Origin of the sequence: Bradyrhizobium sp. JR4.3 (genome assembly GCF_040547695.1) — a bacterium.
Taxonomy (GTDB): Bacteria; Pseudomonadota; Alphaproteobacteria; order Rhizobiales; family Xanthobacteraceae; genus Bradyrhizobium; species Bradyrhizobium canariense.
Genome location: NZ_JBEPQF010000001.1, coordinates 432226 through 446368 on the forward strand (window position 1 = coordinate 432226; position 14143 = coordinate 446368).

The window sequence follows — 14143 nt, forward strand, 5'->3', positions numbered from 1 at the left end:
TCGCTAATCCGCCCTACGAACTACGAACGCGCCGCGTCCGCCGCCGCGAAATGCGCCATCTGGTCCGCGTGGGCTTTTGCGAACGCTGGGCGGCTGGTGGCGCGCGCGACATAGGCGCGGCAGGCGGGACCGTCCGCGAGCCCATCGAACTGATCGACGACGCGCAGCACGTCGGACATCAGGATGTCGGCGACGGAGAACGTGCCTGCCAGCCATTCGTGGTTGGCCAGCACCGCCTCCATGTGCTTGAGGCGGAGTTTGAGGAAGTCGTCCACGAATTTCCACGCCGCCGTATCGGTCGGATGTCCCATGAACTTCGACATCCCCCAGGGCAGGCTTGCCATCTCCACCGAATTGAGTGCGGCGAACAGCCATTTCGTCGTCTCGGCGCGGCCGCGCGGGTCTTTGGGCATCAGCTTCTCGCTGCGGTCGCCAAGATGCAACAGAATCGCGCCGGTCTCGAAGATGGAGATGTCGCCGTCGGTCAGCCATGGCACCTGGCCGAACGGCTGGTGCGCGAGATGCGCAGCGCCGCGGTCGTCGAACGGCACGCTGGCGACGCGATAGGGCAAGGCGGCTTCTTCCAGGGCCCAGCGCACGCGAAGATCGCGCACCCAGCCTCGCGGTGGTTCGGGAACCCAATTGAAAGTGGTCAGGGTGAGGTCGGCCATTTGCTGTCTCCGTGTCCTGGTTCGAAGCAAAGGACGAGCGAAGGGCGCACATTCCGACACCGGTGCCACTCTTTTTTGTCGTCCGCGACGTCACCGGCTAGTCTCACCCCAAACAACAGAAGCAAATCCGATGCCGTCAGCCTTCTTCGTCGTCCGCGCCATCGTCCCCGATGCCCGGCAGGCGCGCCGCCTTTGACAGATGGTACGAGACGGAACATCTGCCCGACGCGGTGAAGGCGTTCGGTGTGGCTAAGGCCTGGCGGTTCTGAAGCCTCGACGATCCGCCACTGCATCAGGCGATATATCAGTTCGAGAGCGAGGCTGCGCTGCACGCCATGTTGAAGGGCGATGCGCTGACGCAGCTGGTGGCCGATTTCAACCGCGATTGGCCCGACGTGACGCGCACGCGCGAGTTGCTGGCGCTGGCGCAGGAGTTTGGGAAATAGAGCACCGGGCTACGGCGCTGCGAATCCTCCCTGTCACCTGCGCAACGAAGCTGAACGCGCGATTCAGCTTCGGTTCATGTCGTCGCCGCGACACTTCCTCTGCATCACTGGCACGACCATCCAAGAGGAAGAAGTCATGGAGCGCCGGAACTTTTTAAAATTTGCAATCGGTGTCGCGGCCGGAGCTGCCGCGTTCACCACTGCCGCACAGGCCGCGCCGCTGGCGCCGCAGCCGCTCGGTGATGGCAGGATGCCGCAAGGTAATCCCGACGCTCATCCCGCAGTCACCAGCAGCGAAGAGGCCGCGCAGTTGAAGCCGGAGCAGGTGCACTGGCACGGCCATCACCGTCATTGGGGTTGGCGCCGCCGTCACTGGGGCTGGCATCGCCGGCGCTGGCACCGCCGCCATTGGTAAGCTTCGCGCTAAGCGAGGCTCGAACGGGGACCGCGATCACGGTCCCCGTTCTGATTCGAAACATCCCGGTGCGACGTCAGGCGCTCAAAAAGAAAATGGCCGCGCAGGCTTTCGCCGCGCGGCCATTTCGCTATGCGAAGAACGAGATCAGAACGGGCGGCAGCGGCCGGCGTACCAGCGGAAGCCGTAGGGGCACACGCGCGCGCGCGGCACGACCACGACAGGGGCCGGCGCAACCACGATCGGACCCGGACGGACAACGACCGGACCACGCATCGGGCGGCAGCCGCCATAGGCGCCGCGATACCAGCCGGGGCCGCAACCGCCGGCGGCGCTGGCCGCGTCGCTGAAACCAACGACCGCGCTGGCGAGCATCACGGCGGCAAACAGGTATTTCATTTGATCTTCCTTCTCGTCTTTGGGGGCAAGCTTTGGGGGCAGGTTTTGCGGGCAGGATTGGGGCAGCTTCTAGGAGGGCTTGGCGCTTTCGGCGCACCATGAATCAAAAGACACGATTCGACACGTTAAAGTTCGCAACATGCCGACACGACGCGAGCCAAATCTGCCAATCATGACCTGAATGCGGCATGAACATTCCCCGCACGCGGCTCCGGACGACAGCAATGTCGCTAGCGGCCGAGAAAGCCCAGGACCAGCTCCTTGTACTTCTCCGGTGATTCCAGGAAGACGAGATGGCCGGTGTCCGGGATCACCTCGGCTCGCGCATTGGGCATCTTCGCGGCGAGTGCCTTCGCGAGCTCGGCGTTCTCTCCCATTTTCGCGCGCAGCGACTCCGGCGCGTTCGGCCGGCCCGGTGCGTTGTGGTCGTCGGCACCCATGATGAACAGCGTCGGCTCGGTGATCAGTGCGACCTCGTGCGCCACCGGCTCGCGATAGATCATCTGGCCGGAACTGACGAAGGCGCGCAGCCAGCGCGGATAATCAGGGCTGCCCTTGATGTTGAAGCGGGCATCGATGAACGGCGTAATCGCCTCCGCCGGCAGCTTGATCGCGTAATTGGTCTGCAGCTGCTTGCGATAGCCATCGGCCGTGAGCTTGTCCTCGGCCTCGATGATCTTCTCGGTCGGCGTCGGCGGCACATACAGGCGGTAGTCTTCCAGCCCGATTGGGGCCGTCAGAACAAGGCGAGCGACGCGGTCGGGATAGGCGCGGGCGATGCGGACGCCCAGCATGCCGCCGAGCGAATGGGCGACGATCTCGGCCTTGTCGATCTTGAGATGATCGAGCAGCGCGATGGTGTTGCGCGCCAGATTGTCGAAATGCAGCTCGCCCGTCGGCTTGGAAGATTTGCCGAAGCCGATCTGGTCCGGCACCACGACGCGGAAGCCGGCCTCGCTCAGCATCTTGATAACAGGCGCCCAGTAGCTCGACGGGAAGTTGCGCCCGTGCAGCAGCACGACAGTGCGGCCGTTCGGCTGCGCAGGCGGCACGTCCATATAGGCCATGCTGAGCTGCTCCCCGTCATTGGTCAGAGGCAGCAGGTGTACGGGGTAGGGATAGGCAAAGCCTTCGAGCGCGACGCCGTAAGGCTCGCGCGGCGCGGTGTCGGCGGCGTGCGCGGAGGTGAGCGGAGAGGCGATGAGGACTGCGACGAGCGCGGCCGAAGCGAAGCGGATCATGGGGGTCTCTGAGCGTTACGGAACGATCGTTCGCATAAAGACCTGGTTGGCCGGGTCAAGCCTGGCTCCGACGACGGCACCCGTTCACACGCGATTGTGCTATCGCACGCGTTTCGCGTGATCAGTCCCGCCCGTCACCGAACAACGCGGCAAACTGCTTCTCGCCGGTTCGGGTGAAATTCACCACGCGGCTGCCGGGCGTAGCGTCGCGCGCGGCCCATTTCAGCTCGGCAAAACGCTGCATCATGGCGGCGCCCAGCGTGCCGGCGAGATGGTGGCGCCGCTCGCTCCAGTCGAGACAGGCCTTGCACACGGGGCGGCGGGGATGGGTGAGCATGTCGGGCGAGATCTGCAGATGCTTCGCCAGGAAGCGCTCGCCATCCGCCGTCAGCTCGATCTCCTGCTTCCTCTGCTTGACCAGGTTTTTCGCGCGCAGGGTGTCGAGCATCTGCACGCCGAGATCGCCGGCGAGATGGTCGTAGCAGATCCGCGCTCGCCGCAACGCCGGATCCTTCGGCCCGGTGCGCACGCGCATGTGGCCGGTCCGCGCGGCAAGGCCCGCAAGGCCCTCCAGCACGCCGGCGACGTCGTCGTCGGTGAGGCGGTAGTAGCGGTGGCGGCCTTGCTTCTCCGGCTCGATCAGGCCGCCGGCCTCGAGCTTGGAAAGATGCGAGCTCGCGGTCTGCGGCGTGATGCCGGCCTCCTGCGCCAGCTCGCTCGCGGTGAGCGCGCGGCCATTCATCAGCGCCGTGAGCATGTTGGCGCGTGCGGGATCGCCGACGAGCGAGGCGATCATGGCGATGTCTGGACCTGATTTCATGCTTCGATGATAGCCGAAGCATTGCGGTCGGGCAAGCGCGTAGCGTGGGGTTGCTCGTCATTGCGAGGAGCCCGTGACAAAATTGCGAAGCAATTTTGCACTGGCGACGAAACAATCCAGGCTGCCTCCGCAGAGGGATTCCTGGATTGCTTCGCTGCGCTCGCAATGACGGTTTGGAACCAGAGGAGCCCATCATGTCCGTCACCGTCTTCATCCGTTACCAGCTCGATCCCTTCAAGCGTGCGCAGTTCGAGGAGTATTCGAAGCGCTGGCTCACCATCATCCCGAAATGCGGCGGCGATCTGATCGGCTATTTCATGCCGCACGAGGGCACCAACAATATCGCGTTTGCACTGATCACCTTCGAGAGTCTCGCTGCGTATGAGGCTTATCGCGCCCGGCTGCGTCAGGATACGGAAGGCATGGCGAACTTCCACTTCGCCGAGGAGCACAAATTCATCCTCGCGGAAGAGCGCACGTTTCTGCGCCAAGTGGTCTTGTAAGTGATATTGTAGGCCATCAACGACAGGAGAGACGCCCATGATCGCCGTGATCTTCGAGGTCTGGCCGAAGCCGGAACACCGCCAGGATTATTTCGACCTCGCGGCCGACCTCAAGCCGATCCTGCAAACCATCGACGGCTTCATCTCGGTCGAGCGTTTCGAGAGCCTGACCGACAAGGGCAAAATCTTGTCGGTGTCGTTCTGGCGGGACGAGGCGGCCGTGCAAGCCTGGCGCAACACGATGGAGCACCGCCGCACCCAGGCCAAGGGCCGCGCGAAAATCTTCGCCGATTATCATTTGCGTATCGCCAGCGTCATCCGTGACTACAGCATGAATGATCGCGAGCAGGCGCCGAAGGATAGCCGCGCGGTGCACGATGCGCACTAGCGCGCGCCGCGGCACGTCCCCATCTCTGCGCGGCCAACAAGGGAGAGAAACATGCACGTGACAACTGCTGACAAGCGCGCGACCTTCAGGAAGATGCACGAGAGCGGCTGCTTCATCCTGCCCAATCCGGTCGACGTCGGCAGCGCGAAAGCGTTGCAGCACCTCGGTTTCAAGGCACTCGCGTCGTCGAGTGCGGGCTTTGCCTGGACCATCGGCAAGGCCGACAACCACGTCTCCGTCGAGGACGTATGTCAGCATCTGGCGGCATTGAGCACGTCCGTCGACATCCCGGTGAACGCGGATTTCGAAGGCGGCTTTGCAGTTGAGCCGGACAAGGTCGCGGACAATGTCGAGCGCTGTGTGCGCACCGGCGTTGCCGGCCTGTCGATCGAGGATTCCACCGGCGACAAGGACAAGCCGATCTACGACCGCGCGCTCGCAGTCGAGCGCATCAAGGCGTCGCGCAAGGCGATCGGCGATAGCGGCGCGCTGCTGGTTGGTCGCTGCGAGGCTTATCTGTGGGGCGTGACCGACCTCAAGCTCGTCATCGACCGGCTCACCGCTTACGCCGATGCCGGCGCCGATTGCCTCTACGCGCCGGGCCTGAAGAGCCGCGAGGACATCGCCGCGGTGGTGAAGGCTGTCGCACCCAAACCATTCAACCTGCTGATCGGCGGCTCCGGGCTGTCATTGCAGGAAGCTGCCGATCTCGGCGTGCGCCGGATCAGCGTCGGCGGTTCGCTCGCTCGCGCCGCCTGGGGCGGCTTCATGCGGGCCGCGAAAGAAATGGCGGAGAAGGGCACCTTCGCGGAGCTCGCGAGCGGCTATCCCGGCGGCGAGCTCAACAAGATGTTCAGCTAAAGACAAACGAAAGCGGCAGGATCTGAAATCCCGCCGCTGTCGCATATTGTTGCAAATCGTTACTTCGCGCCGTCGGCCGGTGCGGGCGTATCCGGGGTCGGCTTGCTCGGCGCGGCGCCCGTGGTCACGCCCGGCCCGGTGTTGGTGCGCGGCGTCACGTCGCGCATGCCGGGAGGTGCAGCCGGATTGGTAGCCGGCGCCTGCTGGGCGGTCTGCGTCGCCGGCGTGGTGCTCGCCTGGTTGCTGGTGCCGGTGTTGTTCAGGCCGTAGAACACGGCACCCAGCACCAAGGCGATGGCCACGGCGAACAGGGCTACTTTGCCGCTGGAGGCGGGGCCTTCGCCAAGCTCCGGGTCGACCTGGAGCTGGGCATCCCGTCGCGCCGCATTGCGATACTCATCATCGGCGAGATTCGGGCGGTACGGATCGTTGATAAAACGGTCGTCAGCCATCGATTGGTTCTCCTCGATTATTGCGGCGGGACAACCCGTGGATGCGAGATTCTGTTCCGCCCTCCTTAATGCTTTCGTCGCATGTTGCGCCCGCGGCGGGAATCGGGAACCTGTTCGCTGGGGAACCTGAAGCGTAAGCTCCGCTGACGGAAGGGAACAAAGCGATGTGGAGCTTGCCGCCGAGCGATAGCGTGCTGCATCTGTTGTCGCTGGTCGCGGTCGCGGCGCAAGGCATGACGGCCGCGCTCGCTGCCGGCCGCCGCAGCATGGATTGGCTCGGCGTCTGCTTCCTCGGCTGCATCACGGCGCTCGGCGGCGGCACCTTGCGCGATCTCTTTCTCGGTCATTATCCGCTGGCCTGGGTGCAAAATCCCATCTACCTCGCGCTGGCCGGCGGCGCAGCCTTCCTCACCATCCTGATGGCGCGGCTGGTGCACCGGCTGAAACTGGCCTTCATCGTGCTCGATGCTATCGGCCTCGTCGTCTTCACCATGACCGGCTGCGACATCGCCTGGCAGATGGATGCCACGCTGCCGATCGTCATCGTCTCCGGCATGGTGACCGGTTGCGCCGGCGGCGTCTTGCGGGACGTGCTCTGCAATGACGTGCCGTTGCTGTTCCGCTCCGAGCTCTATGCCAGTGTCTCGGTGGTGACGGGACTGTTCTATGCGACCGCCTTTGGCCTCAAGCTGAACGCCGAGCTCTGGACCATTTTGACGTTCGTCCTCGGCATCAGTTTTCGCCTGCTGGCGGTGCGCTACAAATGGGAAATGCCGAAATTCGTGTTCACGGAAGAGGAGGAGCGGTAGGTCTTCTTTCTTACCTCGCCCCGCTTGCGGGGAGAGGTCGACGCGCGAAGCGTGGCGGGTGAGGGGGGCTCTCCGCGAGTCCAAGTGTCACGATTGTCGCCGAAGCAGCCCCTCACCCCAACCCTCTCCCCGTAAGAACGGGGCGAGGGAGCGTACCGTCGCGGCCGCGCGAGGTTCGTTCGTTACGGCTCCTGCTTCCGCGCCTTGGCGACCTGCGCCGGCGTCACCAGCGGAGCGGCGTTGCCCCAGGAGTTGCGGATGTAGTTCGTCACCGCCGCGACCTCTTGGTCGGAGAGCTGGTTGGAATAGGCCGGCATCTCCCCGGTGTTGGGCGCGCGCGGCGTGGTCACGGTGTGGGCGCCGTCGAGGATGATCCGCAAGGTCGAGGACGGATTGACCGATTGCAGCAGCGCGTTGGCAGGCAGCGGCGGATAGATGCGCGGTGCGCCGGATCCGTCGGCCTCATGGCAGGCGATGCAGAGCTTGGCGTAGACGGCTTGGCCGGCCTTCATCTCGGGATCGTCAGGCGGCGTCACGATCGTCTCACGCCGCGCCGGCGGCAGGTCCTTCAGGTAAACCGCGATCGCGCGCACGTCGGCATCGCTCATCTTCGAAGTCGAGTTGACGACCACCTCTGCCATCAGCCCGCTGGCATGGCTCCTGGCGTTGCGCCCGCTCTGAAGATATTCCGTGACGTCCTCGACGCTCCACGATTTCAGCCCGGTGCGGGCGGCGCCATCGAGCCGTGGCGCGTACCAGCCGCCGACCTCGTTGCCCGCGAGTGCCTGCGCCTGCTTGTCCGCGCCAAAATAGTTCTTCGGCGTGTGGCAGGCGCCGCAATGGCCGAGCCCGGTGACGAGATAGCCGCCCCGATTCCACACCGCGCTCTGGCTCTGGTCCGGCTCGAACAGCCCGGGCTTGAAATACACCATGTTCCAGATCCGCATCAGGCCGCGATGGCTAAACGGCCAGCGTAGCTCCGGCGGCTTGTTGCGGCTCGTGACAGCCGCGAGCGTTCCGAGATAGGCGCGGATTGCTAGTGTGTCGTCCTTCGTCATCCGCGTGAAATAGGGGTAGGGGAACGCCGGGTAATAGTTGGAGCCATCGGGCGCGACGCCGGTGCGCACGGCGCGGGTAAAGTCGGCGTCGGTCCAGGCGCCGATGCCGGTGTCGCGGTCCGGCGTCAGGTTCGGCGCGTAGATCGCGCCGAACGGCGTGTCGATGCGCTTTCCGCCCGCGAACGGTTTGGCGGGATCGGCGGTGTGGCAGCCGGCACAGTCGCCGGCCTCCACCAGCGCCTTGCCGGTGGCGATCAGCTCCGGTGAAGGCTCGGCAGCGACGGCCGCGCTCGCAACCGCACTGCACAACGCCAGACCCACGAGAGCCAGGCCAGCCAGAATCGTCCGCATCGAAAGCCTCTCCTGCGCCCCATCGACGCCGTCCCGGATGACCGGGCGTCAATTCGTTGCGCGACGGCGGGGGTATGGTGACACAAAATGAAAATCGCGGATGCCAATGCAGCCACGAAATTGCGATTTTTACCCGGCGCTGCCTTTGGTCCAGAATTGTGATGCGGAGCGTGAAATATCCGACATAGAGTGGCGGAAATGGTCGGCGCGCCCTAGCTAAAAACAACGGGCAGGCAACGGCTTAAGCAGCCAAGCGCTCAAAAGGGCGGAAGAGGACATAATGGGCATCAACCAGGGTCCGATCAGTCTCGATCAGAAATACACCCAGGACACCGGACATATTTTCACGACCGGCATTCAGGCCCTGGTCCGCCTGCCGATGGCCCAGATCCGGCGCGACCGTGCCGCGGGGCTGAACACCGCGGGCTTCATCTCCGGCTATCGCGGCTCGCCGCTCGGCGGCTACGACCAGCAGCTCTTCGCCGCGCGCAAGCATCTCGAGCAGTACAACATCAAGTTCCAGCCCGGCGTGAACGAAGATCTGGCCGCGACCGCGGTCTGGGGCTCGCAGCAGCTCAACCTCTCGCCCGGCGCCAAGTATGACGGCGTGGTCGGCATCTGGTACGGCAAGGGCCCCGGCGTCGATCGCTGCGGCGACGTCTTCCGCCACGGCAATGCCGCGGGCTCCGCCAAGAACGGTGGCGTCTTGTGTCTCGCCGGCGACGACCACGGTGCAAAATCCTCGACGGTCCCGCATCAATCAGACCACGCCTTCATGTCGGCGCTGATGCCCTATCTCTACCCGTCGAGCGTCCACGAGATGATCGAGATGGGCCTTCTCGGTATCGCGATGTCGCGCTATTCGGGCTGCTGGGTCGGCATGAAGGTGATCACCGAGACGGTGGAGACCACCGCCGAGATCGACCTCACCGACGAGATGACGCCGTTCGTGATCCCGACCCATTTCGAGATGCCCGAAGGCGGCCTCAATCTGCGCTGGCCCGACGACCGCTTCGCCCAGGACCGCCGCCTGCAGGATTACAAGGGCTTTGCCGCGATCGCCTTTGCGCGCGCCAACAAGGTCAATCGTGTCACGATGGATTCGCCGAATGCCCGCTACGGCATCATGGCGTCCGGCAAGAGCTACGAGGATATCCGTCAGGCGCTGCGCGAGCTCGGTATCACGCCCGAGGTCGCCGCCAAGATCGGACTTCGATTGTACAAGATCGGCATGCCCTGGCCTCTGGAGCCGGAAGGCGTCAGGCAATTCGCCGTGGGCCTCGAGGAAATCTTCATCATCGAAGAGCGCCGCGAGATCGTCGAAAATCAAGTGAAGCAGGAGCTGTTCAACTGGCGCGACGACGTCCGTCCCCGGATCATCGGAAAGATGGACGACCACGACAAGCGCTTCCTCCCCTTTGCCGAAGAACTCAGCGTCGCCTCACTGGCCAGCTCGCTCACCGAGCGTCTGCTTCGACTTGATCTCAATCCCGAAATTGCAACGATGCTGCGCGCCAAGGCCGATTGGTTCAACGGCCGCCAGGCGTCGCAAATGCAGGCGACCGCGCCTGTCGCCCGCACCCCGTATTTCTGCTCCGGCTGCCCGCACAACACATCGACCAAGGTGCCCGAAGGCAGTCGCGCCTTTGCCGGCATCGGTTGCCACTTCATGGCCCTGTGGATGGATCGCTCGACCGAGACCTTCACACACATGGGCGGCGAGGGTGTGCCGTGGGTCGGCGTTGCCCCCTTCACCAAGGAAGAGCACGTGTTCGCCAATCTCGGCGACGGCACGTATTTCCACTCCGGCAGCCTCGCGATCCGCCAGGCGATCGCCTCCGGCGCCAACATCACCTACAAGATCCTCTATAACGACGCGACCGCGATGACCGGCGGCCAGCATGTCGACGGCGAATTGTCGCCGCAGCAGATCACCTTCCAGCTTCACAGCGAAGGCATCCGCGAGATCTATCTGGTCTCGGAAAACCCCGACGCCTATCCGGCGAACGAGATCGCGCCCGGCGTCAAGACCGCGCATCGTGACGAGCTCGATGCGGTCCAGAAAACCCTGCGCAAGGTCAAGGGCGCGTCCGCCATCGTCTTCGTGCAGACTTGCGCCGCCGAGAAGCGCCGCCGCCGCAAGCGTGGCACGATGGAGGATCCTGCGCGCCGTGTGCTCATCAATCCCGCGGTGTGTGAAGGCTGCGGCGATTGCTCGGTGCAATCGAACTGCATTTCGGTCGAGCCGCTGGAGACCGAGTTCGGCCGCAAGCGCGCGATCAACCAGTCGACCTGCAACAAGGATTATTCCTGCGTCAAAGGCTTTTGCCCGTCCTTCGTCACCGTCGACGGCGGCAAGATGCGCAAGCGCGCGCCGGCGGGCGTCGGCGATATCGGCGTGCTGCCCGAGCCGGCATCGCGCCCGAACCTGGACAAGCCCTACAACATCGCCGTCGGCGGCGTCGGCGGGACCGGCGTGCTGACCATCGGCGCGCTGCTCGGCATGGCCGCCCATATCGAGGGCAAGGCCTCGATGATCCTCGACATGTCGGGTCTTGCGCAAAAGGGTGGGGCGGTGCTGAGCCACGTCCGCCTGTCTGATCATCCGGCCGAGGTGACCTGCTCGCGCATCGTCACCGGCACGGCCGATGTCGTGCTCGCAGCCGACGAGGTGGTCGCGGTTGCCAAGGACACCATCTCGCTCTGCGATAGCAGCCGCACCCGCGGCATCATCAACAGCCACGTCATTCCGACCGCGGACTTCGTTCTCAACCGCGATTTCAACTTCCAGACCCGCAAGCTGAACGGGTTGCTGGAGACTGCGCTGCACAAGGACTCGGTATTCTTCGACTTCACCAAGCCGGCCGAACAGCTGCTCGGCGACAGCATCGCCACCAACATGATGATGATGGGCTACGCCTATCAGAAGGGCCTCTTGCCGTTGTCGGCGGAGTCGATCGAGCAGGCGATCGAGGTCAACGGCGTCTCGATCAAGATGAACAAGGAAGCCTTCCGCCTCGGCCGCCTCGCGGTCGCCGACCCCCAGCGCCTCGCCGATATGCTGAAGGGAACGGACGAGGCCGTTGCGCCCAGGACCCTGGACGCCATGACGCTCGACGAACTCGTCGAGCACCGCGCCAAGCATCTCACCGCCTATCAGAACGGCCGGCTGGCCAAGCGCTACCGCAAGCTGGTGGATCAGGTCAGCGACGCCGCCAGGCAGGGCGGCTATGACGAGGCGCTGACGCGCGCCGTTGCGGTCAACTACGCGAAACTGCTGGCCTACAAGGACGAATACGAGGTTGCGCGCCTCTACACCGATGGCGCGTTCGAAAAGCAGCTCCGCGACCAGTTCGAGGGCGACTTCAAGTTCAACTTCAACCTGGCACCACCTATTCTCAGCAGGGGCGTCGATGCGCTCGGCCGCCCGAAAAAGCGCGCCTTCGGCCCGTGGATGCTTCCGGTGTTTCGTGTGCTGGCAAAATTCAAGTTCCTGCGCGGTACGCCGCTCGACATCTTCGGTCGCAGCGCCGACCGCAAGCTCGAACGCGATCTGATCACCGGCTACGAGAAGGACGTCGCCACCGTGCTCGGCCTGCTGTCGCCGCTCACGATCGACACCGCGGTGGAGCTGCTGTCGTTGCCCGACCGCATCCGCGGCTACGGCCCGGTGAAGGAGAAGGCCGTAGCGGATGCCAAGGCCCGCTACGCCCAGCTCGCCGCCGACCTCGCGAACCCGCCGCCGGCTCCGCGGCAGATCGCGGCGGAGTAGAATTTTCGTGGGTGGACTCGCTAATCCACCCACCAAATTCCTGTTTTAAATCAACCACCGGTCTACTGTGCATGGGGTTGTTTTCGCAGAAAAGTGTGTTCCGATAAAACGAAACCGCTTGTGCTGTCGGGCAAAACACCTTTACGGTTCTGCCCGTCGTTCCCGTCATTGCGAGCGTAGCGAAGCAATCCAGAAATGCGTCCGCGGAAAGATTCCTGGATTGCTTCGCTGCGCTCGCGTGACGATTCCGGAAGCAGAGGCCCTCCCACCGCACCTCGGCCATTTGCGCGAACCCGCTGCTCTCTCGCCCGGCGGAATATTTCCGCGCTTGCCAACAGGGCAGCAGCGGTTCAGAAAAAACTGGAAGTGAGAAACGCCAGCGGAGACCTTATTTGACCATCAAGGGCAAAGCCTACATTGCCGGGATCTACGAACACCCGACCCGGCATGCGCCGGACAAATCCACCGCCCAGCTCCATGCCGAGGTCGCCAAGGGCGCGATCGAGGATGCCGGGCTCAGCAAGGACGATGTCGACGGCTATTTCTGCGCGGGCGACGCCCCGGGCGGCGCCTGGCCGATGGTCGATTATCTCGGCCTGAACACCAAGAAACTCCGCCATGTCGATTCCACCGAGACCGGCGGCTGCTCCTACATCATCCATCTCGGCCACGCCGCCGAAGCGATCGCCGCGGGCAAGTGCTCGGTCGCGCTGATCACGCTGGCCGGCAAGCCGCGTACCGGCGCGATGCCGCCGCGCGCGGCCGGCGCCGAGGCCGATTTCGAGACGGCTTACGGCGCGACCACGCACAATGCCTACGGCATGTGTGCCATGCGTCACATGCACGACTACGGCACCACCAGCGAGCAGCTCGCCTGGATCAAGGTCGCGGCCTCGCACCACGCGCAATACAATCCGCATGCGATGCTCAAGGACGTCGTCACCGTCGAGGACGTCCTGAACTCGCCGATGATCTCCGATCCCTTGCATCGCATGGATTGCTGCGTCGTCTCCGACGGCGGTGGCGCGCTGATCGTGACCACGCCCGAGATCGCAAAAAGTCTGAAGAAGCCGCTGGTCAGACTGATTGGCCACGGCGAGGCGATGAAGGGCCCGCGCGGCGGCAAGGATCTCGACCTCACTTACTCCGCCGGCATCTGGTCCGGCCCGCGTGCCTTCGAGGAAGCCGGCATCACGCCGAAGGACATCAAATACGCCTCGATCTACGACAGCTTCACCATCACCGTCTTGATGCAGCTCGAAGACCTCGGCTTCTGCAAGAAAGGCGAGGGCGGCAAGTTCGTCGCCGACGGCAATCTGATCTCGGGCGTCGGCAAGCTGCCGTTCAACACCGACGGCGGTGGCCTCTGCAGCAACCATCCCGTCAACCGCGGCGGCATGACCAAGATCCTCGAGGCCGTGCGGCAGCTGCGCGGCGAGGCGCATCCGAAGGTGCAGGTCAAGAATTGCGATCTCGCCATCGCCCACGGCACCGGCGGGCTTCTCGGTGTCCGCCACGCCGCCTCGACTGCGATTCTGGAGCGCGTGTGATGAGCGAAGCCAAGAAATATCCGGCCCCGGTGACGAACCCTGAGACAGCGGCGTTCTGGGACGCGGCCAAAGAGGGCAAGTTCATGATCAAGCGCTGCACCGCCTGCGGCGAAGCGCATTACTTCCCCCGCGCGATCTGCCCGTTCTGCTACTCCGACAAGACGGTGTGGGAGGAGTCTTCGGGCGAAGGCACGATCTACACTTACAGCTTGATGCGGAAGTCGCCGACCGGTCCTTACGCGATCGGCTATGTCACGCTGAAGGAAGGACCATCGCTCCAGACCAATTTCGTCGATTGCGATCTGACGACGTTGAAGATCGGCCAGAAGGTGAAGGTGGTGTTCAAGCCGACGGACGGGGCGCCGCTGCCGTTCTTCACGCCGGCGTAGTAGGCGCGGCGAGTTCTT

14 protein-coding genes and 1 pseudogene are annotated in these 14143 nt (G+C 64.2%); 9 read left to right on the forward strand and 6 right to left on the reverse strand.

Translation table 11 applies throughout. From position 1 onward, the window contains the following. Positions 1–20: 20 nt before the first annotated feature. Entirely contained in the window at positions 21–671 is a 651-nt protein-coding gene (locus tag ABIB91_RS02255; protein WP_354158555.1) for a glutathione S-transferase family protein, read from the reverse strand. 130 nt (positions 672–801) lie between these two features. Here ABIB91_RS02255 and ABIB91_RS02260 point away from each other — a divergent pair. Together ABIB91_RS02260 and ABIB91_RS02265 are read left to right on the forward strand one after the other, a co-directional pair. Then, positions 802–1117 (forward strand): annotated as a pseudogene (locus ABIB91_RS02260) (hypothetical protein). 136 nt (positions 1118–1253) lie between these two features. Continuing rightward, on the forward strand, positions 1254–1532 hold the full coding sequence (locus ABIB91_RS02265) for a twin-arginine translocation signal domain-containing protein (protein WP_354129013.1): 279 nt from the start codon (positions 1254–1256) through the stop codon (positions 1530–1532). Between the two features lie 147 nt (positions 1533–1679). Here the strand turns inward: ABIB91_RS02265 and ABIB91_RS02270 are convergent, their stop codons facing one another. From ABIB91_RS02270 to ABIB91_RS02280, 3 genes are all read right to left on the reverse strand, one after another. Further along, a complete protein-coding gene (locus ABIB91_RS02270; RefSeq protein WP_354158552.1) occupies positions 1680–1931 on the reverse strand; it encodes a GCG_CRPN prefix-to-repeats domain-containing protein in 252 nt (83 codons plus the stop codon). A 230-nt stretch (positions 1932–2161) separates the two neighbouring features. Continuing rightward, entirely contained in the window at positions 2162–3172 is a 1011-nt protein-coding gene (locus ABIB91_RS02275; protein WP_354158550.1) for an alpha/beta fold hydrolase, read from the reverse strand. A 121-nt stretch (positions 3173–3293) separates the two neighbouring features. Continuing rightward, positions 3294–3992: a winged helix-turn-helix domain-containing protein gene (locus tag ABIB91_RS02280; protein WP_035994716.1), complete on the reverse strand. Its 699-nt coding sequence runs from the start codon at positions 3990–3992 to the stop codon at positions 3294–3296. A 194-nt stretch (positions 3993–4186) separates the two neighbouring features. Here ABIB91_RS02280 and ABIB91_RS02285 point away from each other — a divergent pair, with 194 nt between their 5' ends. Genes ABIB91_RS02285 through ABIB91_RS02295 form a run of 3 tightly spaced genes read left to right on the forward strand, consistent with a single transcriptional unit; the run spans position 4187 to position 5744 of the window. Next, complete coding sequence (locus ABIB91_RS02285; protein WP_007603076.1) at positions 4187–4495, forward strand: NIPSNAP family protein; 309 nt, start codon at positions 4187–4189, stop codon at positions 4493–4495. 37 nt (positions 4496–4532) lie between these two features. Then, positions 4533–4883 carry an antibiotic biosynthesis monooxygenase family protein gene (locus tag ABIB91_RS02290; protein WP_007603077.1) on the forward strand — a complete coding sequence of 117 codons (351 nt, stop codon included), beginning with the start codon at positions 4533–4535 and terminating at the stop codon, positions 4881–4883. A gap of 51 nt (positions 4884–4934) precedes the next feature. Then, positions 4935–5744, forward strand: coding sequence for an isocitrate lyase/PEP mutase family protein (locus tag ABIB91_RS02295; RefSeq protein WP_354158547.1), 810 nt, complete (start codon positions 4935–4937; stop codon positions 5742–5744). Between the two features lie 59 nt (positions 5745–5803). Here the strand turns inward: ABIB91_RS02295 and ABIB91_RS02300 are convergent, their stop codons facing one another. After that, on the reverse strand, positions 5804–6196 hold the full coding sequence (locus ABIB91_RS02300; protein WP_007603078.1) for a hypothetical protein: 393 nt from the start codon (positions 6194–6196) through the stop codon (positions 5804–5806). A 164-nt stretch (positions 6197–6360) separates the two neighbouring features. Between ABIB91_RS02300 and ABIB91_RS02305 the strand changes: the two genes are divergently transcribed. Beyond that, entirely contained in the window at positions 6361–7005 is a 645-nt protein-coding gene (locus tag ABIB91_RS02305) for a trimeric intracellular cation channel family protein (RefSeq protein ID WP_007603079.1), read from the forward strand. A 182-nt stretch (positions 7006–7187) separates the two neighbouring features. On the opposite strand, the gene ABIB91_RS02310 is transcribed toward ABIB91_RS02305, so the two are convergent. After that, positions 7188–8414, reverse strand: coding sequence for a cytochrome c (locus ABIB91_RS02310; protein WP_007603081.1), 1227 nt, complete (start codon positions 8412–8414; stop codon positions 7188–7190). 280 nt (positions 8415–8694) lie between these two features. Here ABIB91_RS02310 and ABIB91_RS02315 point away from each other — a divergent pair, with 280 nt between their 5' ends. From ABIB91_RS02315 to ABIB91_RS02325, 3 genes are all read left to right on the forward strand, one after another. After that, on the forward strand, positions 8695–12186 hold the full coding sequence (locus tag ABIB91_RS02315; RefSeq protein WP_354158544.1) for an indolepyruvate ferredoxin oxidoreductase family protein: 3492 nt from the start codon (positions 8695–8697) through the stop codon (positions 12184–12186). Between the two features lie 392 nt (positions 12187–12578). Further along, complete coding sequence (locus tag ABIB91_RS02320; RefSeq protein ID WP_007603083.1) at positions 12579–13736, forward strand: thiolase family protein; 1158 nt, start codon at positions 12579–12581, stop codon at positions 13734–13736. Continuing rightward, a complete protein-coding gene (locus tag ABIB91_RS02325) occupies positions 13736–14125 on the forward strand; it encodes a Zn-ribbon domain-containing OB-fold protein (protein ID WP_007603084.1) in 390 nt (129 codons plus the stop codon). Before ABIB91_RS02320 ends, ABIB91_RS02325 begins: the two co-directional genes overlap by 1 nt. Positions 14126–14143: the final 18 nt, after the last annotated feature.

Coding starts and splice junctions, on each gene's coding strand:
- ABIB91_RS02275 (WP_354158550.1), bottom strand. CDS start 3,172: ATGATCCGCTTCGCTTCGGCCGCGCTCGTCGCAGTCCTCATCGCCTCT.
- ABIB91_RS02255 (WP_354158555.1), bottom strand. CDS start 671: ATGGCCGACCTCACCCTGACCACTTTCAATTGGGTTCCCGAACCACCG.
- ABIB91_RS02270 (WP_354158552.1), bottom strand. CDS start 1,931: ATGAAATACCTGTTTGCCGCCGTGATGCTCGCCAGCGCGGTCGTTGGT.
- ABIB91_RS02285 (WP_007603076.1), top strand. CDS start 4,187: ATGTCCGTCACCGTCTTCATCCGTTACCAGCTCGATCCCTTCAAGCGT.
- ABIB91_RS02315 (WP_354158544.1), top strand. CDS start 8,695: ATGGGCATCAACCAGGGTCCGATCAGTCTCGATCAGAAATACACCCAG.
- ABIB91_RS02265 (WP_354129013.1), top strand. CDS start 1,254: ATGGAGCGCCGGAACTTTTTAAAATTTGCAATCGGTGTCGCGGCCGGA.
- ABIB91_RS02290 (WP_007603077.1), top strand. CDS start 4,533: ATGATCGCCGTGATCTTCGAGGTCTGGCCGAAGCCGGAACACCGCCAG.
- ABIB91_RS02305 (WP_007603079.1), top strand. CDS start 6,361: ATGTGGAGCTTGCCGCCGAGCGATAGCGTGCTGCATCTGTTGTCGCTG.
- ABIB91_RS02295 (WP_354158547.1), top strand. CDS start 4,935: ATGCACGTGACAACTGCTGACAAGCGCGCGACCTTCAGGAAGATGCAC.
- ABIB91_RS02325 (WP_007603084.1), top strand. CDS start 13,736: ATGAGCGAAGCCAAGAAATATCCGGCCCCGGTGACGAACCCTGAGACA.
- ABIB91_RS02280 (WP_035994716.1), bottom strand. CDS start 3,992: ATGAAATCAGGTCCAGACATCGCCATGATCGCCTCGCTCGTCGGCGAT.
- ABIB91_RS02310 (WP_007603081.1), bottom strand. CDS start 8,414: ATGCGGACGATTCTGGCTGGCCTGGCTCTCGTGGGTCTGGCGTTGTGC.
- ABIB91_RS02300 (WP_007603078.1), bottom strand. CDS start 6,196: ATGGCTGACGACCGTTTTATCAACGATCCGTACCGCCCGAATCTCGCC.